This window comes from Variovorax sp. Root411 (assembly GCF_001425205.1).
Lineage (GTDB): Bacteria > Pseudomonadota > Gammaproteobacteria > Burkholderiales > Burkholderiaceae_C > Variovorax.
Map to the genome: position 1 here is coordinate 1 of NZ_LMDW01000012.1, position 21125 is coordinate 21125.

Annotated in this window: 23 protein-coding genes, 3 tRNA genes and 1 pseudogene; 8 read left to right on the forward strand and 19 right to left on the reverse strand. The window is 66.5% G+C overall.

The window, feature by feature from the left end; all coding sequences use genetic code 11:
* The 13 genes and pseudogenes from tuf to trpE all read right to left on the reverse strand — a co-directional run.
* On the reverse strand, positions 1–1139 hold a 1139-nt coding region (tuf, locus tag ASC92_RS11045; RefSeq protein ID WP_056514720.1), incomplete at its 3' end, for an elongation factor Tu.
* Between the two features lie 6 nt (positions 1140–1145).
* Positions 1146–1239 (reverse strand): annotated as a pseudogene (locus ASC92_RS29645) (GTP-binding protein); the annotation flags it as partial.
* 73 nt (positions 1240–1312) lie between these two features.
* Positions 1313–1387: transfer RNA gene (locus ASC92_RS11050), tRNA-Thr, on the reverse strand.
* 41 nt (positions 1388–1428) lie between these two features.
* A tRNA-Gly gene (locus ASC92_RS11055) sits at positions 1429–1502 on the reverse strand.
* A gap of 65 nt (positions 1503–1567) precedes the next feature.
* Positions 1568–1653, reverse strand: a tRNA-Tyr gene (locus tag ASC92_RS11060).
* 106 nt (positions 1654–1759) lie between these two features.
* On the reverse strand, positions 1760–2467 hold the full coding sequence (locus tag ASC92_RS11065; RefSeq protein WP_056514723.1) for a uracil-DNA glycosylase: 708 nt from the start codon (positions 2465–2467) through the stop codon (positions 1760–1762).
* Entirely contained in the window at positions 2464–3264 is an 801-nt protein-coding gene (gene trpC / locus ASC92_RS11070) for an indole-3-glycerol phosphate synthase TrpC (RefSeq protein ID WP_056514725.1), read from the reverse strand. The genes ASC92_RS11065 and trpC overlap by 4 nt, the downstream gene beginning before the upstream one ends.
* A 27-nt stretch (positions 3265–3291) precedes the next feature.
* Entirely contained in the window at positions 3292–4314 is a 1023-nt protein-coding gene (trpD, locus tag ASC92_RS11075; protein WP_056514728.1) for an anthranilate phosphoribosyltransferase, read from the reverse strand.
* Positions 4315–4335: 21 nt separating this feature from the next.
* On the reverse strand, positions 4336–4995 hold the full coding sequence (locus ASC92_RS11080) for a LysE family translocator (RefSeq protein WP_056514732.1): 660 nt from the start codon (positions 4993–4995) through the stop codon (positions 4336–4338).
* A gap of 16 nt (positions 4996–5011) precedes the next feature.
* Positions 5012–6073 (reverse strand): low-specificity L-threonine aldolase, encoded by a 1062-nt coding sequence (gene ltaE, locus ASC92_RS11085; protein WP_056514735.1) that lies wholly within the window; start codon positions 6071–6073, stop codon positions 5012–5014.
* Positions 6074–6080: 7 nt separating this feature from the next.
* Positions 6081–6665, reverse strand: a complete 585-nt coding sequence (locus ASC92_RS11090) for an anthranilate synthase component II (protein ID WP_056514738.1) — start codon at positions 6663–6665, stop codon at positions 6081–6083.
* Entirely contained in the window at positions 6662–7054 is a 393-nt protein-coding gene (locus tag ASC92_RS11095; protein ID WP_056514741.1) for a GxxExxY protein, read from the reverse strand. The genes ASC92_RS11090 and ASC92_RS11095 overlap by 4 nt, the downstream gene beginning before the upstream one ends.
* Entirely contained in the window at positions 7051–8553 is a 1503-nt protein-coding gene (trpE, locus tag ASC92_RS11100; RefSeq protein WP_056516307.1) for an anthranilate synthase component I, read from the reverse strand. The genes ASC92_RS11095 and trpE overlap by 4 nt, the downstream gene beginning before the upstream one ends.
* A 351-nt stretch (positions 8554–8904) precedes the next feature.
* Here trpE and ASC92_RS11105 point away from each other — a divergent pair, with 351 nt between their 5' ends.
* Entirely contained in the window at positions 8905–9510 is a 606-nt protein-coding gene (locus ASC92_RS11105; protein ID WP_056514744.1) for a chalcone isomerase family protein, read from the forward strand.
* A gap of 9 nt (positions 9511–9519) precedes the next feature.
* On the opposite strand, the gene ASC92_RS11110 is transcribed toward ASC92_RS11105, so the two are convergent.
* Positions 9520–10215, reverse strand: coding sequence for a phosphoglycolate phosphatase (locus ASC92_RS11110; RefSeq protein WP_157609045.1), 696 nt, complete (start codon positions 10213–10215; stop codon positions 9520–9522).
* A 184-nt stretch (positions 10216–10399) separates the two neighbouring features.
* Here ASC92_RS11110 and ASC92_RS11115 point away from each other — a divergent pair, with 184 nt between their 5' ends.
* Positions 10400–10939, forward strand: coding sequence for an Rrf2 family transcriptional regulator (locus ASC92_RS11115; protein WP_056514747.1), 540 nt, complete (start codon positions 10400–10402; stop codon positions 10937–10939).
* A 19-nt stretch (positions 10940–10958) separates the two neighbouring features.
* Here ASC92_RS11115 and ASC92_RS11120 read toward each other — a convergent pair whose 3' ends face one another.
* A complete protein-coding gene (locus tag ASC92_RS11120) occupies positions 10959–11657 on the reverse strand; it encodes a response regulator transcription factor (RefSeq protein ID WP_056514749.1) in 699 nt (232 codons plus the stop codon).
* Positions 11658–11900: 243 nt separating this feature from the next.
* Here ASC92_RS11120 and ASC92_RS11125 point away from each other — a divergent pair, with 243 nt between their 5' ends.
* Entirely contained in the window at positions 11901–13241 is a 1341-nt protein-coding gene (locus ASC92_RS11125) for a DotU family type IV/VI secretion system protein (RefSeq protein ID WP_056514751.1), read from the forward strand.
* A 59-nt stretch (positions 13242–13300) separates the two neighbouring features.
* On the opposite strand, the gene tssJ is transcribed toward ASC92_RS11125, so the two are convergent.
* A complete protein-coding gene (gene tssJ / locus ASC92_RS11130; RefSeq protein WP_056514754.1) occupies positions 13301–13813 on the reverse strand; it encodes a type VI secretion system lipoprotein TssJ in 513 nt (170 codons plus the stop codon).
* A 71-nt stretch (positions 13814–13884) separates the two neighbouring features.
* On the opposite strand from tssJ, the gene tssA reads away from it, so the two are divergent.
* The 5 genes from tssA to ASC92_RS11155 all read left to right on the forward strand — a co-directional run bounded on the left by tssA (position 13885) and on the right by ASC92_RS11155 (position 18274).
* Entirely contained in the window at positions 13885–14922 is a 1038-nt protein-coding gene (gene tssA / locus ASC92_RS11135) for a type VI secretion system protein TssA (protein WP_056514758.1), read from the forward strand.
* A 50-nt stretch (positions 14923–14972) separates the two neighbouring features.
* Positions 14973–15488, forward strand: coding sequence for a type VI secretion system contractile sheath small subunit (gene tssB / locus ASC92_RS11140; RefSeq protein ID WP_056514760.1), 516 nt, complete (start codon positions 14973–14975; stop codon positions 15486–15488).
* Between the two features lie 31 nt (positions 15489–15519).
* The gene (gene tssC, locus ASC92_RS11145; protein WP_056514763.1) at positions 15520–17013 is read left to right on the forward strand and encodes a type VI secretion system contractile sheath large subunit; all 1494 of its coding nucleotides are present in this window, start codon (positions 15520–15522) and stop codon (positions 17011–17013) included.
* Between the two features lie 152 nt (positions 17014–17165).
* Complete coding sequence (locus ASC92_RS11150) at positions 17166–17645, forward strand: Hcp family type VI secretion system effector (protein ID WP_056514767.1); 480 nt, start codon at positions 17166–17168, stop codon at positions 17643–17645.
* 86 nt (positions 17646–17731) lie between these two features.
* On the forward strand, positions 17732–18274 hold the full coding sequence (locus ASC92_RS11155) for a peptidoglycan-binding domain-containing protein (protein WP_056514770.1): 543 nt from the start codon (positions 17732–17734) through the stop codon (positions 18272–18274).
* A 99-nt stretch (positions 18275–18373) separates the two neighbouring features.
* Here the strand turns inward: ASC92_RS11155 and ASC92_RS11160 are convergent, their stop codons facing one another.
* The 3 genes from ASC92_RS11160 to ASC92_RS28900 form a co-directional block, all read right to left on the reverse strand.
* A complete protein-coding gene (locus tag ASC92_RS11160; RefSeq protein WP_056514773.1) occupies positions 18374–19165 on the reverse strand; it encodes a PP2C family protein-serine/threonine phosphatase in 792 nt (263 codons plus the stop codon).
* A gap of 36 nt (positions 19166–19201) precedes the next feature.
* Positions 19202–20863: a type VI secretion system-associated FHA domain protein TagH gene (tagH, locus tag ASC92_RS11165; RefSeq protein WP_056514776.1), complete on the reverse strand. Its 1662-nt coding sequence runs from the start codon at positions 20861–20863 to the stop codon at positions 19202–19204.
* An 89-nt stretch (positions 20864–20952) separates the two neighbouring features.
* Complete coding sequence (locus ASC92_RS28900; RefSeq protein ID WP_162245722.1) at positions 20953–21114, reverse strand: hypothetical protein; 162 nt, start codon at positions 21112–21114, stop codon at positions 20953–20955.
* Between the last annotated feature and the right edge of the window lie 11 nt (positions 21115–21125).

Here is a 21125-nt window from a genome sequence, read left to right on the forward strand (position 1 = left end):
CGGATGGCGAAGCGCAGGCCTTCTTCCATCGCGATCGGGTTGATCAGCTTCACGGTGATGCTGACGTTGTCGCCGGGCATGACCATTTCCTTGTCCGCGGGCAGCTCGATCGCGCCGGTCACGTCCGTCGTGCGGAAGTAGAACTGCGGACGGTAGTTGTTGAAGAACGGCGTGTGACGGCCGCCTTCGTCCTTCGACAGGACATACACCTCGGCGGTGAAGTGCACGTGCGGCTTGATCGAGCCGGGCTTGCACAGCACTTGGCCGCGCTCGACTTCTTCGCGCTTGGTGCCGCGCAGCAGCACGCCGACGTTGTCGCCAGCCTGACCCTGATCCAGCAGCTTGCGGAACATTTCCACGCCGGTGCAGGTGGTCTTGACGGTCGGGCGGATGCCGACGATCTCGATTTCTTCGCCGACCTTGATCACGCCGCGCTCGACAGCGCCGGTCACGACGGTGCCGCGACCCGAGATCGAAAACACGTCTTCGACGGGCATCAGGAAGGTGCCGTCCACGGCGCGCTCGGGCGTCGGGATGTAGGTGTCCAGGGCTTCGGCCAGCTTCATGATGGCGCCYTCGCCCAGTTCGCCCTTGTCGCCTTCGAGGGCGAGCTTGGCCGAGCCGTGGATGATGGGGGTGTCGTCGCCGGGGAATTCGTACTTGTCGAGGAGTTCGCGGACTTCCATTTCGACCAGCTCGAGCAGCTCCTTGTCGTCGACCATGTCGCACTTGTTCAGGAACACGATGATGTAGCCCACGCCCACCTGGCGAGCCAGCAGGATGTGTTCACGGGTCTGGGGCATCGGGCCGTCAGCGGCCGAGCACACCAGGATGGCGCCGTCCATCTGGGCGGCGCCGGTGATCATGTTCTTCACGTAGTCGGCGTGGCCGGGGCAGTCGACGTGTGCGTAGTGGCGGTTGGCCGTTTCGTACTCGACGTGCGCGGTGTTGATCGTGATGCCGCGGGCCTTTTCTTCGGGCGCAGCGTCGATCTGGTCGTAGGCCTTGGCTTCGCCGCCGAACTTGGCCGACAGCACCGTGGCGATCGCCGCCGTCAGCGTGGTCTTGCCGTGGTCGACGTGACCGATCGTGCCCACGTTCACGTGCGGCTTGGTGCGGGTGAATTTACCTTTTGCCATTTTTCNTCGCCGCCGTCAGCGTGGTCTTGCCGTGGTCGACGTGACCGATCGTGCCCACGTTCACGTGCGGCTTGGTGCGGGTGAATTTACCTTTTGCCATTTTTCGACTCCGAAAAAAACGTTTTCAACGTATGCAGATGGGTTGCAAAGCTGCCGTTGCAACCCCCAAAAACTGGTGCCCTTTGCGGGAATCGGACCCGCGACCTCTCCCTTACCAAGGGAGTGCTCTACCACTGAGCCAAAAGGGCTTTGTCTAACCAAATCGCATTCCTGCGCCGAACCGGATCTCTGGAGCGGGAGACGGGAATCGAACCCGCGTCATCAGCTTGGAAGGCTGGGGTTCTACCATTGAACTACTCCCGCATCAGGGGCACTTCAAGGCACCCAAAGCGCTAGATCCAATCGCTCCTAGAAACCAAATTCATCGCTGGTGGAGAGGGCTGGATTCGAACCAGCGTACTCGTAAGAGGGCAGATTTACAGTCTGCTGCCATTAACCACTCGGCCACCTCTCCGGCGAACCTCGAAATATAGCACGGTTTTGTGACTACCCAGAAATCCCGGCATCAAGAAGATGCGGAAGAACTGCCCGAGGCGTGAGCCCACGATTATCTCCGAAGTTCAACCCTCCGGCCGCTGCGCCTCCCGCCATGCGCGCGCTTCGCCGAAATGACCGCAGCCAATGAACGGCACGGGCGGGCGCAGCGCCGAAAGAGGCGACGGATGATTCGACATCAGCACCTTATGGCGCCCAACATCGATCAACGCCCGTTTACTCTGTGCGTGCGAGCCCCAGAGCATAAAAACAACAGGTTTGGCGCCATCTGAAACATGATGGATGACGGCGTCCGTCAGCACTTCCCAGCCCCGGCCGGAATGGCTGGCGGGCTGCGCTTCTTCGACCGTCAGGCAGGTGTTGAGCAACAGCACGCCGTGCGTCGCCCACTTCACCAGGCTGCCGCCCGGGTTCGGAAACGGCGGCTGCGGCGCACCCAAGTCGCGCTGAAGCTCCTTGAAGATGTTGCGCAGCGACGGCGGCAGCGCCACGCCGGGCGCCACGGAGAATGCCAGCCCCTCGGCCTGGCCGCGTCCGTGGTACGGGTCCTGGCCCAGGATCACCACGCGCACCTCGTCGGGCGGCGTGAGTTCCAGCGCCCGCAGCGGCTGCGGCGGAAAGATCACGGCTCCCGCATCGAGGCGTTCGCGCAGGAAGCCCAGCAACTTCTGCCCGACGGCGCCGCCGAAAAAGTCGTCGACCAGCGGCTGCCAGCCGGGCGCTACCGGCCAGTCGGCAGGATCGCTGCTCGACAGCTGATCGGGCCGGCTCATGTGAACAACGCAGCGAGGGCCTCGCCGGGCTCCTTGGCGCGCATGAACGCCTCGCCGACCAGGAAGGCATTGACGCCGGCCGCGCGCAGCGCAGCGACATCTGAACGCGTGGCAATGCCCGATTCGGTGACGGGCAGGCGATCCGCCGGCAACCTGGGCAGCAGGTCGATGGTCGCCTGGATCGACACCTCGAAGTTGCGCAGGTTGCGGTTGTTGACGCCGATCAGCGCGGTCTTCAGCTTGAGCGCGCGGTCGAGTTCGGCGGCGTCGTGCACCTCCACCAGCACCGCCATGCCCAGCCCGCGCGCGATGGCTTCGTAGTCCTTCATCTGCGCATCGTCGAGGCACGCGACGATCAGCAGGATCGCATCCGCGCCCATCGCGCGCGATTCGTACACCTGGTACGCGTCGATGATGAAATCCTTGCGCAGCACCGGCAGGTCGCACGAGGCGCGGGCCTGCTTGAGGTAGTCCACGCCGCCCTGGAAGAACTGCTTGTCGGTCAGCACCGAAAGGCAGGCCGCACTGATCTCTCCATCGCCTTCGGCGTAGCTCTGCGCAATGTCGGCGGGAATGAAGTCTTCGCGCAGCACGCCCTTGCTCGGGCTGGCCTTCTTGACTTCGGCGATCACGGCGGCATGGCCGGCGGCGATCTTGGCGCGCAGCGCGGCTTCGAAGTCGCGCGTCAGCACGCGGCTCTCGGCGTCGAAGCGAACGGCTTCGAGCGGCGCGCGCTTCAGGGCCGCGGCCACTTCCTGGTGCTTGACGGCAACGATCTTGTCGAGGATGTCGGACATAGCTTGGGGGTTCCGTTTTCTGGAGGCTCAGACGGCCGCGGAGGCCTTGACCAGCTCGGCCAGCTTGGCCTTCGCCGCGCCCGACGCGATGGCGGCGCGCGAGCGCTCGATGCCCGCCGCCACCGAATCGACCACGTTCGCCGCATACAGCGCCGCACCGGCATTCAGCAGCACGATGTCGAGCGCGGGGCCGGCGTGATTGTCGAGCACGCCCAACAGCATCGCCTTCGACTGCTCGGGCGTCTCCACGCGCAGTGCACGGTTGCTCGACATCTGGAAGCCGAAGTCTTCCGGATGCAGTTCGTATTCGCGAATTTCGCCGTCCTTCAGTTCGCCCACCATGGTGGCCGCGCCGAGCGAAATTTCGTCCATGCCGTCGCGGCCGTAGACCACCAGCGCGTGCTCGGCGCCGAGCCGTTGCAGCGCACGCACCTGGATGCCCACGAGGTCAGGGTGGAACACGCCCATCAGGATGTTCGGCGCACCGGCCGGATTCGTCAGCGGCCCGAGGATGTTGAAGATCGTCTTGATGCCGAGTTCCTTGCGCACCGGCGCGACGTTCTTCATCGCGGGATGGTGGTTCGGCGCAAACATGAAGCCGATGCCCACCTGCTCGATGGAACGCGCGATCTGCTCGGGCTTCAGGTTGATGTCGACGCCCAGCGACTCCAGCACGTCGGCGCTGCCCGACTTGCTCGATACGCTGCGCCCGCCATGCTTGCTCACCTTGGCACCCGCGGCGGCCGCGACGAACATCGAGCAGGTCGAGATGTTGAAAGTGTGCGAGCCGTCGCCGCCGGTGCCGACGATGTCCACGAGGTGCGTCGTGTCCGTCACGGGCACCTTGGTCGACACCTCGCGCATCACCTGCGCGGCGGCGGTGATTTCGCCGATGGTTTCCTTCTTCACGCGCAGGCCGGTGATCAGCGCGGCCATCATCACGGGCGAGCACTCGCCGCTCATGATGAGGCGCACGATGTGCAGCATTTCGTCGTGGAAGACTTCGCGGTGTTCGATGGTGCGCTGCAGCGCTTCCTGGGGGGTGATCATGAAAAGTCTCCTCGGGATGAATCAGGAACCGACGCGAACGGCAGGCGCGTCGGTGAACGCGAGCTTGAGGCCGAAGCCGATGAAAAGCACGCCGGCGACGCGGTCGAGCCAGTGCATGCCTTTCTGCACGGCGTCGCGGTGCGCCATCCAGCTCGCGGCCATGGCCCATCCGACGTTGACGGGGATGGCATTGAGATTGAACAGCACGCCCAGCAACACGAAGGCCAATGCCTTGCTCTCGGTGCCCGGCGCGATGAACTGCGGCACGAAGGCCAGGAAGAAAAGCGCAACCTTGGGATTCAGCACGTTGGTCCAGAAGCCGCCAAGGAAGATCGCCTTGAGGCTGCGCGCCTCGCTCACGGCGGCCACGGCTTCCAGGTCGGCCGGCGGCTTCGCACGCGACAGAAGCATGCGCACGCCGAGGTACAGCAGGTATGCCGCGCCGATGTACTTGAGCACGGTGAAGGCCGTGGCGGACGTCGCCACCAGCGTGCCGACACCGACCGCAGCGGCGAAGATGTGAACGAAGCAGCCCGCCGTGATGCCGAGCCCCGCCACGATGCCGGCGCGCACGCCCGAGCGCAGCGAGTTGGTCACGACGTACAGCACGTCGGGGCCCGGCGTCAGGTTCAGCAGCCAGCCGGCGGCGATGAAGGCGAGCAGATGGGGAAGATCAGGCATCGCGTTCTCGCAGCACTCAGGACTTGTCGAAGAAAGCGCGGATCGCGCCGATGGCCCGGTCGACGCCGGCGGCATCGACATCGAGATGCGTCACGAAGCGCAGGCGGTAGAGCTCTGTCGCAAGGACGCCCTGCTGGTTGAGGCTCGCGAGCAGTTCCGAAGAACGCGCCTGCGCGGCGCCGGCGAGATCGACGAATACGATGTTCGTGTGCGGCGCCTCGACCTTCAGCCCTTCGATGCCTTCGAGCCCCTGCGCCAGGCGCTGCGCCAGTGCGTGGTCGTCGGCGAGACGATCGACATGATGATCGAGCGCATGCGAAGCCGCTGCCGCCAGAAGCCCCGCCTGCCGCATGCCGCCGCCCGCCATCTTGCGGATGCGGTGCGCCCGCGCGATGAACTCCCGCGACCCCACCAGCGCCGAGCCGATGGGTGCGCCGAGACCCTTGCTGAAGCACACCGACACGCTGTCGAAACATTGCGCGATGCGGCGGGCTTCCGCGCGGATGTCGCTGCGATTGTTCAATGTCGCCTGCGCGGTTGCCGCATTGAAGAGGCGTGCGCCGTCGAGATGCCGCTGCAGCCCCCTGCTTCTCGCCAGATCGGTCGCGGCCTGCACGTACTCGAAAGGCAGCAGCTTGCCGCCCAGCGTGTTCTCCAGCGCCAGCAGCCGCGTGCGCGCGAAGTGCGCGTCGTCGGGCTTGATGGCCGCCTCGATCTGCGCGAGCGGCAGCGTGCCATCGGGCGCGTGGTCGAGCGGCTGCGGCTGCACGCTGCCGAACACCGCGGCGCCGCCGCCTTCCCAGCGGTAGCAGTGCGCCTGCTGGCCGACGATGTACTCGTCGCCGCGGCCGCAGTGCGAAAGGATCGCGCACAGGTTGCTCTGCGTGCCTGTGGGCACGAACAGCGCCGCCTCGAAGCCCAACATGCCTGCGATCTTTTCCTGCAGCGCGTTCACGCTCGGATCGGTGCCGAAGACGTCGTCGCCGAGCGGCGCCGCCATCATGGCCTCGCGCATCGCGGGCGTGGGCTGCGTGACGGTGTCGCTGCGCAGGTCGACAAGAGAAGAGCGGTCTGTCATGGCGGGATCAATCGAGGAAGTTCTTGAGCATGGCGTGGCCGTGCTCGGTCAGGATGGACTCCGGGTGAAACTGCACGCCTTCGATGCGCACGTCGTGCGCGAAGCCGGTGTGCCGCACGCCCATGATCTCGCCGTCGTCGGTCCAGGCGGTGACAGCCAGGGCCTTGGGGCAGCTCTCGCGCTCGATGGAAAGCGAGTGGTAGCGGTTGACGACGAACCTCTGGGGCAACCCCGCGAACACGCCTTCCTGCGTGGTCGTGATCTCGCTGGTCTTGCCGTGCATGAGCTGCTGCGCGCGCACGATCTTGCCGCCGAAGGCCGCGCCGATCGCCTGGTGGCCGAGGCACACGCCAAGAATAGGCAGCTTGCCCGCGAACGCCTCGATGGCCGCGACAGATACGCCCGCCTCCGCCGGCGAACACGGCCCCGGCGACACCACGAGGCGCGTGACGCCCGCAGCGATCAGCTCGCCGATCTGCGCCACCGTGATCTCGTCGTTGCGGTGCACCTGCACGTCCGCACCCAGTTCGCCGAGGTACTGGACGATGTTGTAGGTGAAGGAATCGTAGTTGTCGATCATCAGCAGTTTCATGGCTTGCTCACAATCCGGTGCACGCCCTTGACGACGGGGAACACGTTGAAGTTGATCAAAAGGCCCAGCTTGAGGCCCGACAGACGCAGCGCGGCGAGCACCTGCGCGCGGTGCAGGTCGGTCAGCACGTCGACCGCCTTGAGCTCGACGATGACCGACTGCTCGATCACGAAGCCCGCGCGGTACACCTCGCCGAGCGAGCGGCCCTTGTAGCTGGCGGACAGCGCCACGTCGCGCGTGAAGCCGATCTCGCGCTCGGCGAGTTCGATGGCCAACGCAGCGGCGTAGGCCCCCTCGTCAAGCCCCGTGCCGAGCACGCGCTGCACTTCGACCGCCGCGCCGATGATCTCGTGCGAAAAGTCGTTCTGGATATCGGGTGCGTTGCTCATTCCAGGCCTTCCTCGACCAGTTCGGCGGCACGCAGCAATGCGCGCGCCTTGGCCTCTGTTTCCTTCCACTCCAGCTCGGGCACCGAGTCGGCCACCACGCCGGCCGCGGCCTGCACGTGCAGCATCTGGTCCTTCACGATGCCGGTGCGGATGGCGATGGCCACGTCCATGTCGCCCGCATAGCTGATGTAGCCGCAAGCACCGCCGTACAGGCCGCGCTTGGTGGGCTCCAGCTGGTCGATGAGCTCCATCGCATGCACCTTGGGCGCGCCGGTCAGCGTGCCGGCCGGGAACGTGGCCTTGAGCACGTCGATGGCGGTCATGCCGTCCTTCAGCGTGCCTTCGACATTGCTCACGATGTGCATCACGTGGCTGTAGCGCTCCACCGCGAAGGCTTCCGTCACCTTGACGGTGCCGGTCTTGGCGATGCGGCCGATGTCGTTGCGCGCGAGGTCGATGAGCATCACGTGCTCGGCGCGCTCCTTCGGGTCGTTGATGAGCTCCACCTCGGCCGCCTTGTCGAGCTCGATCGACGCGCCGCGCGGTCGCGTGCCGGCCAGCGGGCGGATGGTGATCTTCTGCTCGCCGTCGCCCGTGTTCTCCTGGCGCACCAGGATCTCGGGCGAGGCGCCCACCACGTGGAAGTCGCCCAGGTTGTAGTAGTACATGTAGGGCGACGGATTCAGCGAACGCAGCGCGCGGTACAGCGACAGCGGCGACTCGGTGTAGCGCTTGCTGATGCGCTGGCCCACCTGCACCTGCATGAAGTCGCCGGCGGCGATCATTTCCTTGGCGCGCTCCACGGCCGCGAGGTAGTCGGCCTTGGCAAAGCTGCGCTCGGGCGGGTGCGCCTGCGTCGGCTTCACGATGGGCGCGCTCACCGAGTACTTGAGCTTGTCCTTCAGCTCGCGCAGGCGGCGCTTGCCCGCGGCATAGGCCTCGGGCTGCTTGGGGTCGGCATAGACGATGAGGTAGAGCTTGCCCGAGAGGTTGTCGATGACCGCCAGTTCCTCGCACTGCAGCAGCAGGATGTCGGGGCAGCCCAGCGTGTCGGGCGGGCAGCTGTTCTCGAGCTTGCGCTCGATGTGGCGCACGGTGTCGTAGCCGAAGTAGCCGGCCAGGCCGCCGCAGAAGCGCGGCAGGCCGGGCCGCAGCGCGACCTTGAAGCGCTTCTGGTAGTCGGCCACGAACTCCAGCGGATTGCCCTTGGCGGTCTCGACGACCTGGCCGTCCGTCACCACCTCGGTGACGGCCTCGGCGCCGAAGCCGCTGGCGCGCAACAGCGTGCGAGCCGGCAGTCCGATGAAGCTGTAGCGCCCGAAGCGCTCGCCGCCCACCACGGATTCGAGCAAAAAGCTGTGCTTGCCGCCGCCTTGCGAATGGGCCAGCTTGAGGTACAGGGACAGAGGCGTTTCGAGGTCGGCAAAGGCCTCGGCCATCAGCGGAATGCGGTTGTAGCCCTGGGCGCTGAGGCTCTTGAATTCAAGTTCGGTAATCACGGATTCGTTCTCCAGTTGCCGGCCGGCGCTTCTTTGGCCGATGGCAAGGTCATTCACGGGTGGCCCGGCGTCGTCGTGTGTGTCGATCCGGAACCGCGGGCGCACGGCGTGCGCCGTGCAATCAAACAGTCAGCGAAGTATGGCGACGCCAGGGCCAGGCTCCCCGGCTGCCTTCACCTGTTTGAATGATGTGATGAACGAACATATGAGGCGCGGAGTTTAGCCCACGAAAACGCGCAAGCGTGCATGGGGATGCTGCGAACCTGGGTTTTGAGGGTTCCCCCCGAGAGCGAAACGTAAAACAAAAAGATACATTCGCACGACCGTTCGCAAAAATCCAAGGAGTCCCCGTTGACCGCTCTTTCGCTTCCGGGCGCGTTCTTCTCGCGCCTCGCCCTGGCCGCTTGCCTGGCCACCGCAGCCCTCGGCGCCTTGGCCGCGCAGGTCGACGTGGCCGGCGTCAAGCTCGAAGACCAGATGGATCTGCGCGGCACCCCCTTGGTGCTCAATGGCGCGGGCATTCGCTACAAGGCCATCTTCAAGGTCTACACGGCCGGCCTGTACGTGGGCAGGAAGGTATCGACCACCGAAGAAGCACTGGCCGCGCCGGGCCCCAAGCGCGTGGCCATCACCATGCTGCGCGACATCGACGCGAACGAACTCGGCAAGCTCTTCATCAAGGGCGTGGAAGAGAACTCGCCCAAGAGCGAGATGGTCAACCTCATTCCGGGCCTGCTGCGCATGGGCACGATGTTCGCGGACCAAAAGCAGTTGAAGACCGGCGACACCTTCACCGTCGATTGGCTGCCCGGCACCGGCACGGTAATCACCGTACGCGGCGTGCCGCAGCCTGATCCAATCAAGGAGCAGGCCTTCTTCAACGCGCTGCTGCGCATCTGGCTGGGGCCGAATCCGGCCGACTGGAAGCTGAAGGACGCACTGCTCGGCAAGCAGTAAGACGCGTCGCTATCGCATCGTGGCCGGCGCGAGTTCGGCCAGCGAATCGACGAAGCCATCGGCATCGACGCCGCGCACCGGCTCGCCGTGGTTGTAGCCGTAGGTCACGAGCACGACGGGGCAGCCCGCGGCGCGTGCGGCACGTGCGTCGTTGCTCGAGTCGCCGATCATCAGCGTGCGCGCGGGCGTGGTGCCCAGTGCTTCGCAGGTCTTCAGCAGCGGCAGCGGATCGGGCTTCTTGCGCTCGAAGGCATCGCCGCCGAACACCAGATCGAAGAAGCCGTCGAGGCCCTTGACGGCCAGCAGCGGCTTGGCGAACGACGTCGGCTTGTTGGTCAGGCAGGCCAGCCTGAGGCCTCGCGCGCGCAGCGCCTTCAGCCCCTCGATCACGCCGGCATACACAGCCGAGTGCTGTCCGTTGATGGCAAGGTAGTGATGCTGATAGCGCTCCCACGCGCGATCGAACAGCGCACGGGCCTTCGCCTCGGCAGCGTCGGCTCCCGGTGGCGCCATCACATGCACGAGCGTGGAATGGATCAGGTGCTCCGAGCCCTTGCCCACCATCGCCTCGATGGCGGCAGGCGCCACATGCGGCAGCGAGAGGTCCTCGAGCATGCGGTTCAGCGACGCGGCGAAGTCGCCGAGCGTGTCGACCATGGTGCCGTCAAGGTCGACGATGGCTGCGTCGAAGTGGGTTGGGTCCATGTGGAAAGAGTTCAAGGCAGAGAGCAACAAGGAAATCGGGAGCGGCCGCACCTCTCAACGGCGAGAGCCCACGGCGTTCTGCATATTGTTTCAAAAATGCCGCCACCGCGCGTCGGAAACTTTTCCCGGTCTTTTGCACACCTACCGTCCATCGTTTGCAAAACTCACTACCGAGGAACACTCCATGCGTCTCACGACGAAGGGCGGCTTCGCCTTGACGGCCATGATCGATGTCGCGATGCGCGAGCGGGACGGCCCCGTGCCTTTGGCGTCGATCAGCCAGCGACAACACATTGCCCGTTCATCGCTGGAGTTGCTCTTCAGCAAGCTGCGCCAGCATGCGCTGATCAAGGCAACGCGCGGCCCCGGAGGCGGCTACACACTGACGCGCAGGGCGTCCGAAATCACCGTCGCTGACATCCTCGCCTCGGTCGATGGCCAGCCCGTGGCGGACACCGGTGCCTCGCCGAAAAAGAAGGACGCCGGCAGCATGGGCTGCTACTCGACCGACGCGCTGTGGGCCTCCGCCAAGCACCACGTCATGGAGTTCCTGGGCTCCGTCACGCTGCAGAGCCTGGTCGAAGAGCAACTCGCCAAGGGCGTGCGCGTCGAGCACGAACCGCCGACGAAGAGACAAACCCCGCAGATCTCCGCCGTCACGCCGATGCGCGTGAATGCGCCGAACTCGGTGTTCGCATGGAACGGCGTGTTCGCCAAGCGCTGAACGCCATGCGCCTCCGGGCTCAGGCCTGCTGCGCTTCGGTCAGTGCCTGCGCTGCCACCACCGCCTCGGTGCGGTTGCGCACGTTCAGCGCACGGAAGATCGCCGCAAGGTGGATCTTCACGGTGCCCTCGCTGATGCCGAGGCTGCGCCCGATCAGCTTGTTGGGCTTGCCCTGCGACAGCAACTGCAGCACCTCGACCTGCCGCTCCGTCAGCACGTTGCGCAGGTGCTCCAGCGTCTGGCTGCCAGCGCCGCCATTGCCACCGCTGCGCACAAGCGCCTCGGCGCCGGCCTGCGGCGCCACGCCGGCCACGATGCCGGGCGGCAGTGCCGTCAGCATCATCGGCGGCACATACACGCCGCCGGCCAGCACCAGCCGCACGGCCGAGAGCATGACCTCGGGCGAGTAGGCCTTGGGAATGAAGCCGAGCACGCCGCGTTCGAGCGCGCTGCGCATGATGGCCGGGTCTTCGTAGCCCGACAGCACGATCACCGGCACGGCCGGATGGCGGCGGCGGACTTCGTCGATGTGGGCCTGGCCGTCAGCGCCGGGCATGTTGAGGTCGATCAGGGCCAGGTCGAGGTCGTCGGTGGCTCCGGCAAGCAATTCGTCGACGCTCATCGCCAGAACGAATTCGATGCGAGGCTCCAGCTCCGACAACTTGGCTTTGACCGCCTCGATGACGAGCCGGTGGTCGTCGGCGATCAGGATTTTCATGATGTCTTTTCCCCGTGTCCCAGCGTGCAGTGACTTGCAGGCGCTGAAGATACCGGCGAATGCCCCGCACAGCAAGGCCGGCGGCCCCACCAACGGCATAGACCCCAAGCGGTATGGCGCCGGGCGCAAGCCGTTTGAAAGAATGAACGCCTGTTCGAAGAAACCGGGGACATGGGCATGTGCCATCGCAGCAGACTCCGGCGCAAGGCATCCTTCGCAACGCATGGTTGAGCGAGCCCACGCATGGCCCGCCTTCTCGACTGCTTCTCCAACTTCATCTCGTTCGGTCTCGCACTGGACGCATCGATTGCGGCCGGCGCGCCCTTGCTGCCGCACGATGCGGCGCAGCAGCAGGCCCGCCAGCTGCTCGACGCGGCGCGCGCCGCCGCCGAGGCCGCGGGCACGCCCGCACCACAGATCGAATCGGCGGCCTTCGCAATGGTGGCCTGGATCGACGAGATCCTCGCGCGCCATCCCGGCGCAACCGCTGTCGCCAACACTGCTGGCGCAGCCCCGCTGCAGGTGCAGCTCTTCAACTCCAACAACGCACACAGCGAGTTCTTCCATCACCTGTCTGCCCTGACCCCACAGGACGACCCCGTGCGCGAGGTGTACTGGCATGCGCTGGTGCTCGGCTTCAAGGGCCAGTATTACTTCGAGGATGGCGATCACGGCGAGCTCGGCAAGCTCAAGGAACTGCACGGCCGCCAACTTCAACTGCGCCCGCCGTCGACCGGCGGTCCGGTGCAGGAGCGCATCGCGCCGCAGCCCCGCGACGTGCCCGACCCGCCCGGCCCCGGCGACACGCGCCGGCGCGACCGCACGCTGTTGCGCAGCAGTGCCGCGCTGGCGCTGATGCTGCCGCTGCTCTACCTGCTGTGGCTGTGGTCCACCGGGCCGCCGGCCATGGCCACCGGCCCGGCCCAGCGCGTGGAGCAGCACCTGCAGACTTTCGCCTGCGCCGACCTCACGGCCGGCATCGACCCCGAGGGCCGCACGCACGTCACCGGCTTCGTCTCGGTGCCCGGCGACCTGCCGCGGGTCGAGAGCGAAGTGAGCGCGATACCCGGCGTGCAGGCACCGCGCTTCGACGTCGGCCTGCGCGTGTGGCCCCACTGCGAGGTGTTCGCCATCCTCAAGCCCTACCAGGCGCGCAACCGCGAGAAGGCTTACGGGCTGGACGTGGAAGCACCCTCGGCCCGCGAAGGCAACCTGCGCGAGGGCGACGCCGTGCGCGTGCAGGTGGTGGCGCCGCGCCACGACAGCTACGTCTGGGTCGACTACTACACCGCCGACGGCTCGGTCATGCACCTCAACGCCGGACAGGCGCCCACGCGGCTGCCGGCCGGCGAGACGCTGGAGCTGGGCCGCGACGTGCCATCGAGCTGGCTGGTGAGCCCGCCCTTCGGCAGCGTGCTGATCACGGTGCTGTCGTCGCCGGCGCCTTTTGGAGAAACATCCGGCCGGCCGCCGTTCGAGCTGGCCTCGGCCTACCTGCTGCGACTGCGCGAGGCGCTCGCGGCGAGCAAGAACAGCGAGCGGCTGATCGCGGACTTCGTGTTCCTCGAAACCGTTCCGCGTTGAACACATTGCCGTCGCCCGCCCACCGCTTCTGGCGGCTCGGCGGCCATGCGGCGCTGCGCCTACTTCGCGTCGACGCGGATCGCGCGGGCGCCGAAGTTCACGTCGAGCGCCTGCGCCTTGCCGGTGGTGACGGGCCGCACTTCGCGCCAGCGCGCGCGGTCGAGATCGCGGAACGCCGCCATCACGCCGATGGACTTCGCATCGGGCGGCAGGTTGAAGTCGAGCTTCTTCGTCTCGCCGGGCCGCAGCAGAACTTCTTCGCGCTGCACCAGCTCCGCGCCGAGCGTGGCCTGGTCCTTCTCGAACAGCGAGAAGAAATCGGCGCCCTCGAAGGGACCTGGCGACTTCAGTGCATACACGCGCACGGTGAGCGGCGAGGCGCGGCCGCGCGCATCGGGGTTGGCGTCGGCGCCCGCCGTGAGCGTGACGGCCACCGTGGTGACGACCGGCTTGCTTGCGCAGCCCGCGATGAAAAGACCCGCTGCAGCAAGGCCAAGGACCGCGATGCGGCGCCGCGTTGCAGCGGCAAGGAAGCCTTCATAGGACGAATGGTATGTACCCAGCGTGCGCATGCTATTCCCTTCGTTGCATTGACCGGTCAAGACGCATCTTTGATTATCACCAGCGAACTCCAACAGGCAACATGCTGACCAACGAACTTGCAGCCACACTGCTCGCGCCCATCGGCGAGGCCTCGCCGTGCGGCGACGATCTCGAGTACGACGCGGACTTCATGGCGCTGGTGGCGGCCGCGCAGGGCAAGCCCGAGCAGCAGTTCGGCGACACCGTCATCCCCGCGGTCGAACCCGAGTGGCGCGAAGTGGGCGAGCAGGCCGGGAGCATCCTGCGCCGCAGCAAGGACGTGCGTGCCGCGGTGCTGCTGCTGCGCGCATCGACGCACCTGCAAGGCGTGCCCGGCTTCGTTGCCGGGCTGCAACTGCTGACGGGTCTGCTCGACACCTTCTGGGAAGGCATACATCCAAAGCTGGATGCCGACGACGGCAACGACCCGACGATGCGCCTGAACGCGCTCGCGCCCTTCTGCGACGAGAGCCAGACGATGCTGCGCGAGCTGTACGACGCACAGGTGGGCGTGGCACCCGGCGTGGGGCCGATACGCGTGCGCGACATCGCCGTCGCCCACAACGCACTGGGCGCCGTCAGCGGCGAGGCCACCTATTCGGCCTCGCAGGTCAAGGGCGGCCTCGAGGCCATCCACGCGTCCCAGCCCGAACCGCTTCAAACCGCGATGGACGTGCCCGTCCTCCTCGAGAAACTGCGGGCCTTGCTGGTCGATCGCACCGGCCGCGCCGACGCCATCGACCTGGCCCCGCTTCGCACCGTTGCCCACGTGCTGAAGAAAGCGTGCGGCGCCGCCGCTGGCGCGCCTGACGAAGCGCCGGCGAGTGCGAATGCCGAAGCCGGCGAATCGCAGGCGGCCAGTACAACCGCCCGTCCCGCCGCCATGCGCGGCGAGATCCAGAACCGCCAGGACGCGGTGCAGATGCTCGACCGCGTGATCCGCTACCTCGAGCAGGCCGAGCCCGGCAACCCCGCGCCGCTGCTGATCGAGCGCGCCAAGAAGCTCATCGGCGTGAGCTTTCTCGAGATCATGGCCAACCTCGCGCCGAACGCGATGGACACCATCGAAACGGTCACGGGCCGCCGCCCGTCCGAATAAGCCCGCCCTTCCCGACACCGCACCCATTCACACCCGCAAGGAGCATCTCCATGGCCAAGAGCAGTCAGAAATTCATCGCCCGCAACCGGGCGCCCCGGGTCCAGATCGAATATGACGTGGAACTCTACGGGGCCGAGAAGAAGGTGCAGTTGCCCTTCGTGATGGGCGTGCTGGCCGACCTGTCGGGCAAGCCCGCCGACCCGCTCGCGCCGGTGGTCGACCGCAAGTTCCTGGAGATCGACGTCGACAACTTCGACTCGCGCATGAAGGCCATGAAACCGCGCGCGGCGTTCGCGGTGGAGAACTCGCTCACCGGCGAAGGCGATCTGAAGGTGGAGCTCACCTTCGAGAACATGGAAGACTTTTCGCCCGCCGCCGTGGCGCGCAAGGTCGGTGCGCTCAACAAGCTGCTCGAGGCGCGCACGCAGCTGTCGAACCTCGTCACCTACATGGACGGCAAGGGCGGTGCCGAGGACCTGCTGGCCAAGGTGCTCGAAGACCCGGCCCTGCTGCAGACGCTGGCCGCGAGCAAGAAGCCCGAGGACGGCGCCACGCCGGCCGCCTGAACCCCACTTGAGCAACGAGGAGTAAACCACCATGGCCGAAGCACTCGAACAGAGCGCGCTGAAAGATGTCGCGTATGCGGGCAGCGATTTTTCGTCGCTGCTGCAGAAGGAATTCAAGCCGCGCAGCGACGAAGCCAAGAGCGCCGTCGAAGCCGCCGTGCTCACGCTGGCGCAGCAGGCGCTGGCCAACAGCACCATCATCGGCAAGGACGTGACCCGGTCGATCCAGGCCATGATCGCCGCGATCGACGCCAAGCTCACCGACCAGGTGAACAGGATCATCCATCACCCCGATTACCAGAAGCTCGAGAGTGCATGGCGCGGCCTGCACTACATGGTGAACAACACCGAGACCGACGAGAACCTCAAGATCCGCGTGATGGACATCTCCAAGCAGGAGCTGGCCAAGAACCTCAAGAAGTTCAAGGGCGCGGCCTGGGACCAGAGCCCGATGTTCAAGAAGATCTACGAACAGGAGTACGGCCAGTTCGGCGGCGAGCCCTTCGGCGCGCTGGTGGGCGACTATCACTTCGACCAGAGCCCGCCCGACGTGGAACTGCTCGGCGAGATGGCCAAGATCGCGGCCTCGGCCCATGCGCCTTTCATCACCGGCGCCAGTCCCAACCTGATGCAGATGGAGTCGTGGCAGGAACTCGCGAACCCGCGCGACCTGACCAAGATCTTCCTCACGCCCGAGTACGCCGGCTGGCGCTCGCTGCGCGAGTCGGACGATTCCAAGTACCTCGGCATGTGCATGCCGCGCTTCCTGGCGCGCACTCCTTACGGCGCCAACACCAACCCGGTGGAAGAGTTCGACTTCGAGGAAGACACGGCCGGCGCCGACCACAGCAAGTACGCCTGGGCCAATGCCGCCTATGCGATGGCGACCAACATCAACCGTTCTTACAAGCTCTACGGCTGGGGTTCGCGCATCCGCGGCATCGAGTCGGGCGGCGCGGTGGAGAACCTGCCGCTGCACACCTTCCCGAGCGACGACGGCGGCGTGGATCAGAAGTGCCCGACCGAGATCGCCATCAGCGACCGGCGCGAGGCCGAGCTGTCGAAGGCCGGGCTGCTGTCGATGATCCATCGCAAGAACTCCGACTTCGCGGCCTTCATCGGCGCCCAGTCGCTCAACAAGCCGGCCGAGTACGACGACCCCGACGCCACGGCCAACGCCAACCTGGCGGCGCGCCTGCCCTACCTCTTTGCCTGCAATCGCTTCGCGCACTACCTCAAGTGCATCGTGCGCGACAAGGTGGGCAGCTTCAAGGAGCGCGAGGACATGCAGCGCTGGCTCAACAAGTGGATCATGAATTACGTGGACGGCGACCCCGCCAACTCGTCGGAGACCACCAAGGCCCAGAAGCCGCTGGCCGCCGCCGAGGTGATCGTCGAGGAAGTGGAAGGCAACCCGGGCTACTACACGTCCAAGTTCTTCCTGCGCCCGCACTACCAGCTCGAGGGCCTCACGGTCTCGCTGCGCCTGGTCTCGAAGCTGCCTTCGGCCAAGGGAGGCACCTGAAAAGTCCCCCGGGTTTTCTTGAAATTCCCGGTTCCGTTTCGTTCTCTCTGTAGCTGCCGCGTACCGGTCGTGTTTTCAAACCGCCGGCAGCCTTCGTCTTCAACCCAGTCATCAACCGCCCGAACGCAAATCGGGTCCCAAGGAGTAGGAACATGTCATCTGACTTTCACATCAAGCTCGACGGCGTCAAGGGCGAGTCTTCCCACAAGGACCACAAGGACGAGATCGAGATCTCGTCGTGGTCGTGGAACGTGAGCAACGCCTCGGGCGCGGGCTCGGGCGGCGGCTCCGGCAAGGGCAAGGCCACGCCTGGCGACTTCCACTTCGTGCACGGCTACGACAAGGCCTCTCCGGTGCTGGCCAAGAACTGCGTGGGCGGCAAGCACTTCAAGGACATGGTCATGACCTGCCGCAAGTCGGGCGAAGGCCAGCAGGAGTACCTGAAGGTCACGCTGAAGGAAGTCTTCATCTCCAGCGTCGCTCCTGGCGGCGCACAGGGCGGCGATGTGCAGGAACAGGTCTCGTGCTCGTTCAAGGACATCGAGTTCGCCTACAAGGCCCAGGACGACAAGGGCGCCGGAGCTGGCGAAGTGAAGTTCGGCTGGAACGTGCCGACCACCGAAACCCGCTGACGGACGGCGGATTCGTCGAGTGCGGAATCAGGCGCGGCTGCCGCGCCCGGTCCGCTTCCTTGCGTGTCCTCCACCGGAGCAATGCGATGGCATTCAGCACCCCAATCATCGGCGACAGCGGCGCGCTGCTCGCCACCTACAACATCGACTGGTCGGTCGGCCGGATCGGCTCCAACACGCGTGAAGACGTGATGCTGGTGCAGGCGCTGTTCAAGATCTTCTACTACGAGCTGATGGGCTTCAACCACGACTTCGACCCGCCGCCCGGCCAGACCGAAGTGATCGCGGTGGACGGCTACTACGGACCGACCACGCAAAAGCACATCACGCACTTCCAGCAGCAGATGGTTGCGGGCGGGCGCAAGGTCCTGGCGGACGGCATCTTCGACCCGTTCCGGGACCCCGGCACGTCCAGCACGATCAGCCAGTCGCGCTACGCGCTCGACCTGCTCAACAACGGCTGCGCCAACTTCTGCAAGGAGCAGGGGATCGACAACTACACCAACCTGCCCAACCGGGAAGACATGCCGCTGTTGCTGCGCAGCGCATTGAAGCGGGTCAAGAAGACGGCCAGCAAGTACGCCTACGGCGGCGCACCCGCGAGGGTGCCGGTCACGGGCGGCATCTGAGTTTCAGCCACGGCCCCTCGGCAACAGACAAGGGCCTGGAGCGATCGTCCGATGGACGGCGCTTCAGGCCCTTGCCTTTTGTTCGAGGCAATTCAGAAGTCAGTCGGCCGACGCAACGCTCTCGGGCAACAGCCGCGTCGCATCATCGCCTTCATCCTCGATCACCCACAGCGTGAGCGCCGTGTAGTTGTCGTATCCCGGCTTGGCGTTGGCCTTCACCTGTGCGTCGATCAGCTCGGTCCACTGGCTGGGCGTGCGCGAGGCATGCAGCGTGTCGATCAGGCGCTCGTCGCCCAACGGCTCCCACACGCCGTCGCTGCACAACAGCAGCACGTCGCCTGGCAGCAGGCGCATGCGGTCGGACACGGCGATGTCGGGCGCCTCCTCGATCGAGCCCAACGCCGACAGCAGCATGTTGCGTTGCGGATGCAGCCGCGCGCCCTCCTCGTCGAGCATGCCGCCGGCCACCATCTGCTGCACCAGGCTGTGGTCGGTGGTGCGCGCCACGATGGCACCGCCGCGGAACAGGTAGGCCCGGCTGTCGCCGCTGTGCACCCAGGCCAGTGCATGGTCCTCGAGGTCGATGGCCGCGAACACGATGGTCGAGCGCATACCCGCGAGCTTGCCGCCCTCGGCCTGCCGCGCCACCACGTCGATGTTGGCCTGCTCCACCAGCCGGCGCAGCGTGGGCTCGTCGAGCCCCGGCGTGGCCGAGAAGCCGCCCAGCACGCTGCTGCGCGCGGTGGCCGCAGCCACGTCGCCCCCGCCATGCCCGCCCGCGCCGTCGGCCACCAGGCAGGCGACATAGCGCTCGTCGTGCCAGTGGCCGTGGACGTCTTCGTTGTAGTTGCGGCCGCCCTGGCGGGAGAGCGTGACGATTTCGATTTCCAAGCGGGTGCCTCGCGGGTGATGCAGTTGTGGTTGTCGTCAGGCCTCGGACTTGAGGCGCGCCATCTGCTCTTCGTAGGCTTCGAGGAAGGCCTTGCCGAAGAGGCTGTGGAAGTCGTCCTCCGCCTCGCTCGCGATGCCGCCGTAGAGCGACACGAACTGGTCCCAGAGCTTGGCCTTGCGGTTGGCGCTGAAGAGCGCGTCGAGCGCCGACTTCGCGCTGATCTTCTTCTCCAGCTCCGCCGGCTCGAAGCGCGCGATGACATGGGCCAGCGCCGCGCGCATGCCCACCATCACGCCGAACTGGTGCGCACGCAGATCGTTGTAGGCATCGCGCATCGCGGCCTCGGGCGGCATGAAGCCGCGCACGCCGGGGCCCAGCAGATGGGCCAGCGCCACCTCGACCGTGGGCGAGAACTTCAGCGGATTGTTGGCCTGCGACGCAATCATCGTGACCTCGGCGCGCACCTCGCGCTTGAACTCCTGGCGCGTGAGCAGCAGCTGCAGCGTGCCTTCGGTGGCACTGCGCAGCATCGCGCCGATGCGCTCCATCAGGCCGGGCGTGAGCATCTCGGGCGGCTGGTGCGCACTGGCGAGGCCGCGCAGGAAGGCGGCGAGCAGCTCGTCGTCGGTGGCGGTGCGCGCGGCCGGCGGCACGGAGGGGCGCGGAGCCGGCGGCGGCGGTGCAACGTGGACTGCGGGCGCAGGCGGCTCGAACGGCTTGGCAGCTCCCTCGGGCCCGCTGATGCGGATCGGCTGGCCGGTCTCGTCATCGAACTGCGTCACGGATTGCACGGGCGGCGGCGGCGGTGGCGGCGTGATGGCCTTCGGCGGCGTGAAGCCGAACTGGTCGATCGGAAGATGGTCGGAGCGCGGCGTGGGCGTGGGAGGCGCCGCTTGCTGCAGGGCCGCCAGCGGATCGGCATTGGACGCGGTGTTGGGCTGCAGCAGCGGATCGGCCAGCGGCGACAGCGCGAGCGGATCGCCACCGATGCCGCCACCGCCGCCCATGCCGCCGAACAGCTCGTCGATGCCCGCGGCCCGGCCGTGCGCGGGCGGCGCGCCGAGGTCGGAGAAATCGTCGAGCGCGCCGAGGCCGGCCGCGGGCGCAGACGACGGCGTGGGGCCGAGCAGGTTCGCGAAGGGATCGATCTGCGCGGCCTGCGCATTGCGCGAGCCGCTTTCCATCGGGTCGGGGAACAACAGCAGCGAATCGGCCGGCGCCGCGGCGGGAGCGGAGGCAGGCGCAGATGCAGCCGGTGCAGGCGGCGGCGCGAGGCCCGCGAGCAGGTCGGCGAAGGGATCGTCGCTCGACGGTGCGGCAGCTGCTGCTGCGGGAGACCCACCCAGCACTGTGTTCGGGATGGCCAGCGATGGCGGCGCGGCGGCGGCCATCACGCGCACCGCGAGCTCGAAGCTGCCGACCACCAGCCGCGCGCCATCGGCCAGCGCGACTTCCTTGCCCGAGCCCAGCGACACGCCGTTGCACTGCATCGGATTGCTGCCGCGGTCGATCAGAAAGTACTGCCCGTCGCGGCACAGCACCTGCGCGTGCACGCGCGAGACCGTGCGGTCGGGGTCGACGAGCACCAGCGTGTTGGTGTCGGCGCGGCCGATGGTGCCGCCATTGGGTCCGAAGTCCGCGGCGATGGACTGCCCCGCCGGAGCGCCTTGCTGGGTGATGACAGCGATATGGATCATGAATCGGCCCCCGAAGGCTCTGTGCCTGAATACGCCCGAACAACCTCGCAAGGAGTATTCATTCCGTGGGGCATGTTGGCAATCTCGCCTTAAGAGGTATGCCGTTGCAGCAAGGCGGCGATGGCTGTGAAGACGAGGGCGATGAACAGCCAGGTGCGAATGGCGGGATCGGCCCGGCGCGGCACGCTTCGCAGCCATCGCGCGGCAGCCGCGGCTGCGAACCCGACAGCCAACGCAGCAAGGATGTACATCGCGCGCACGG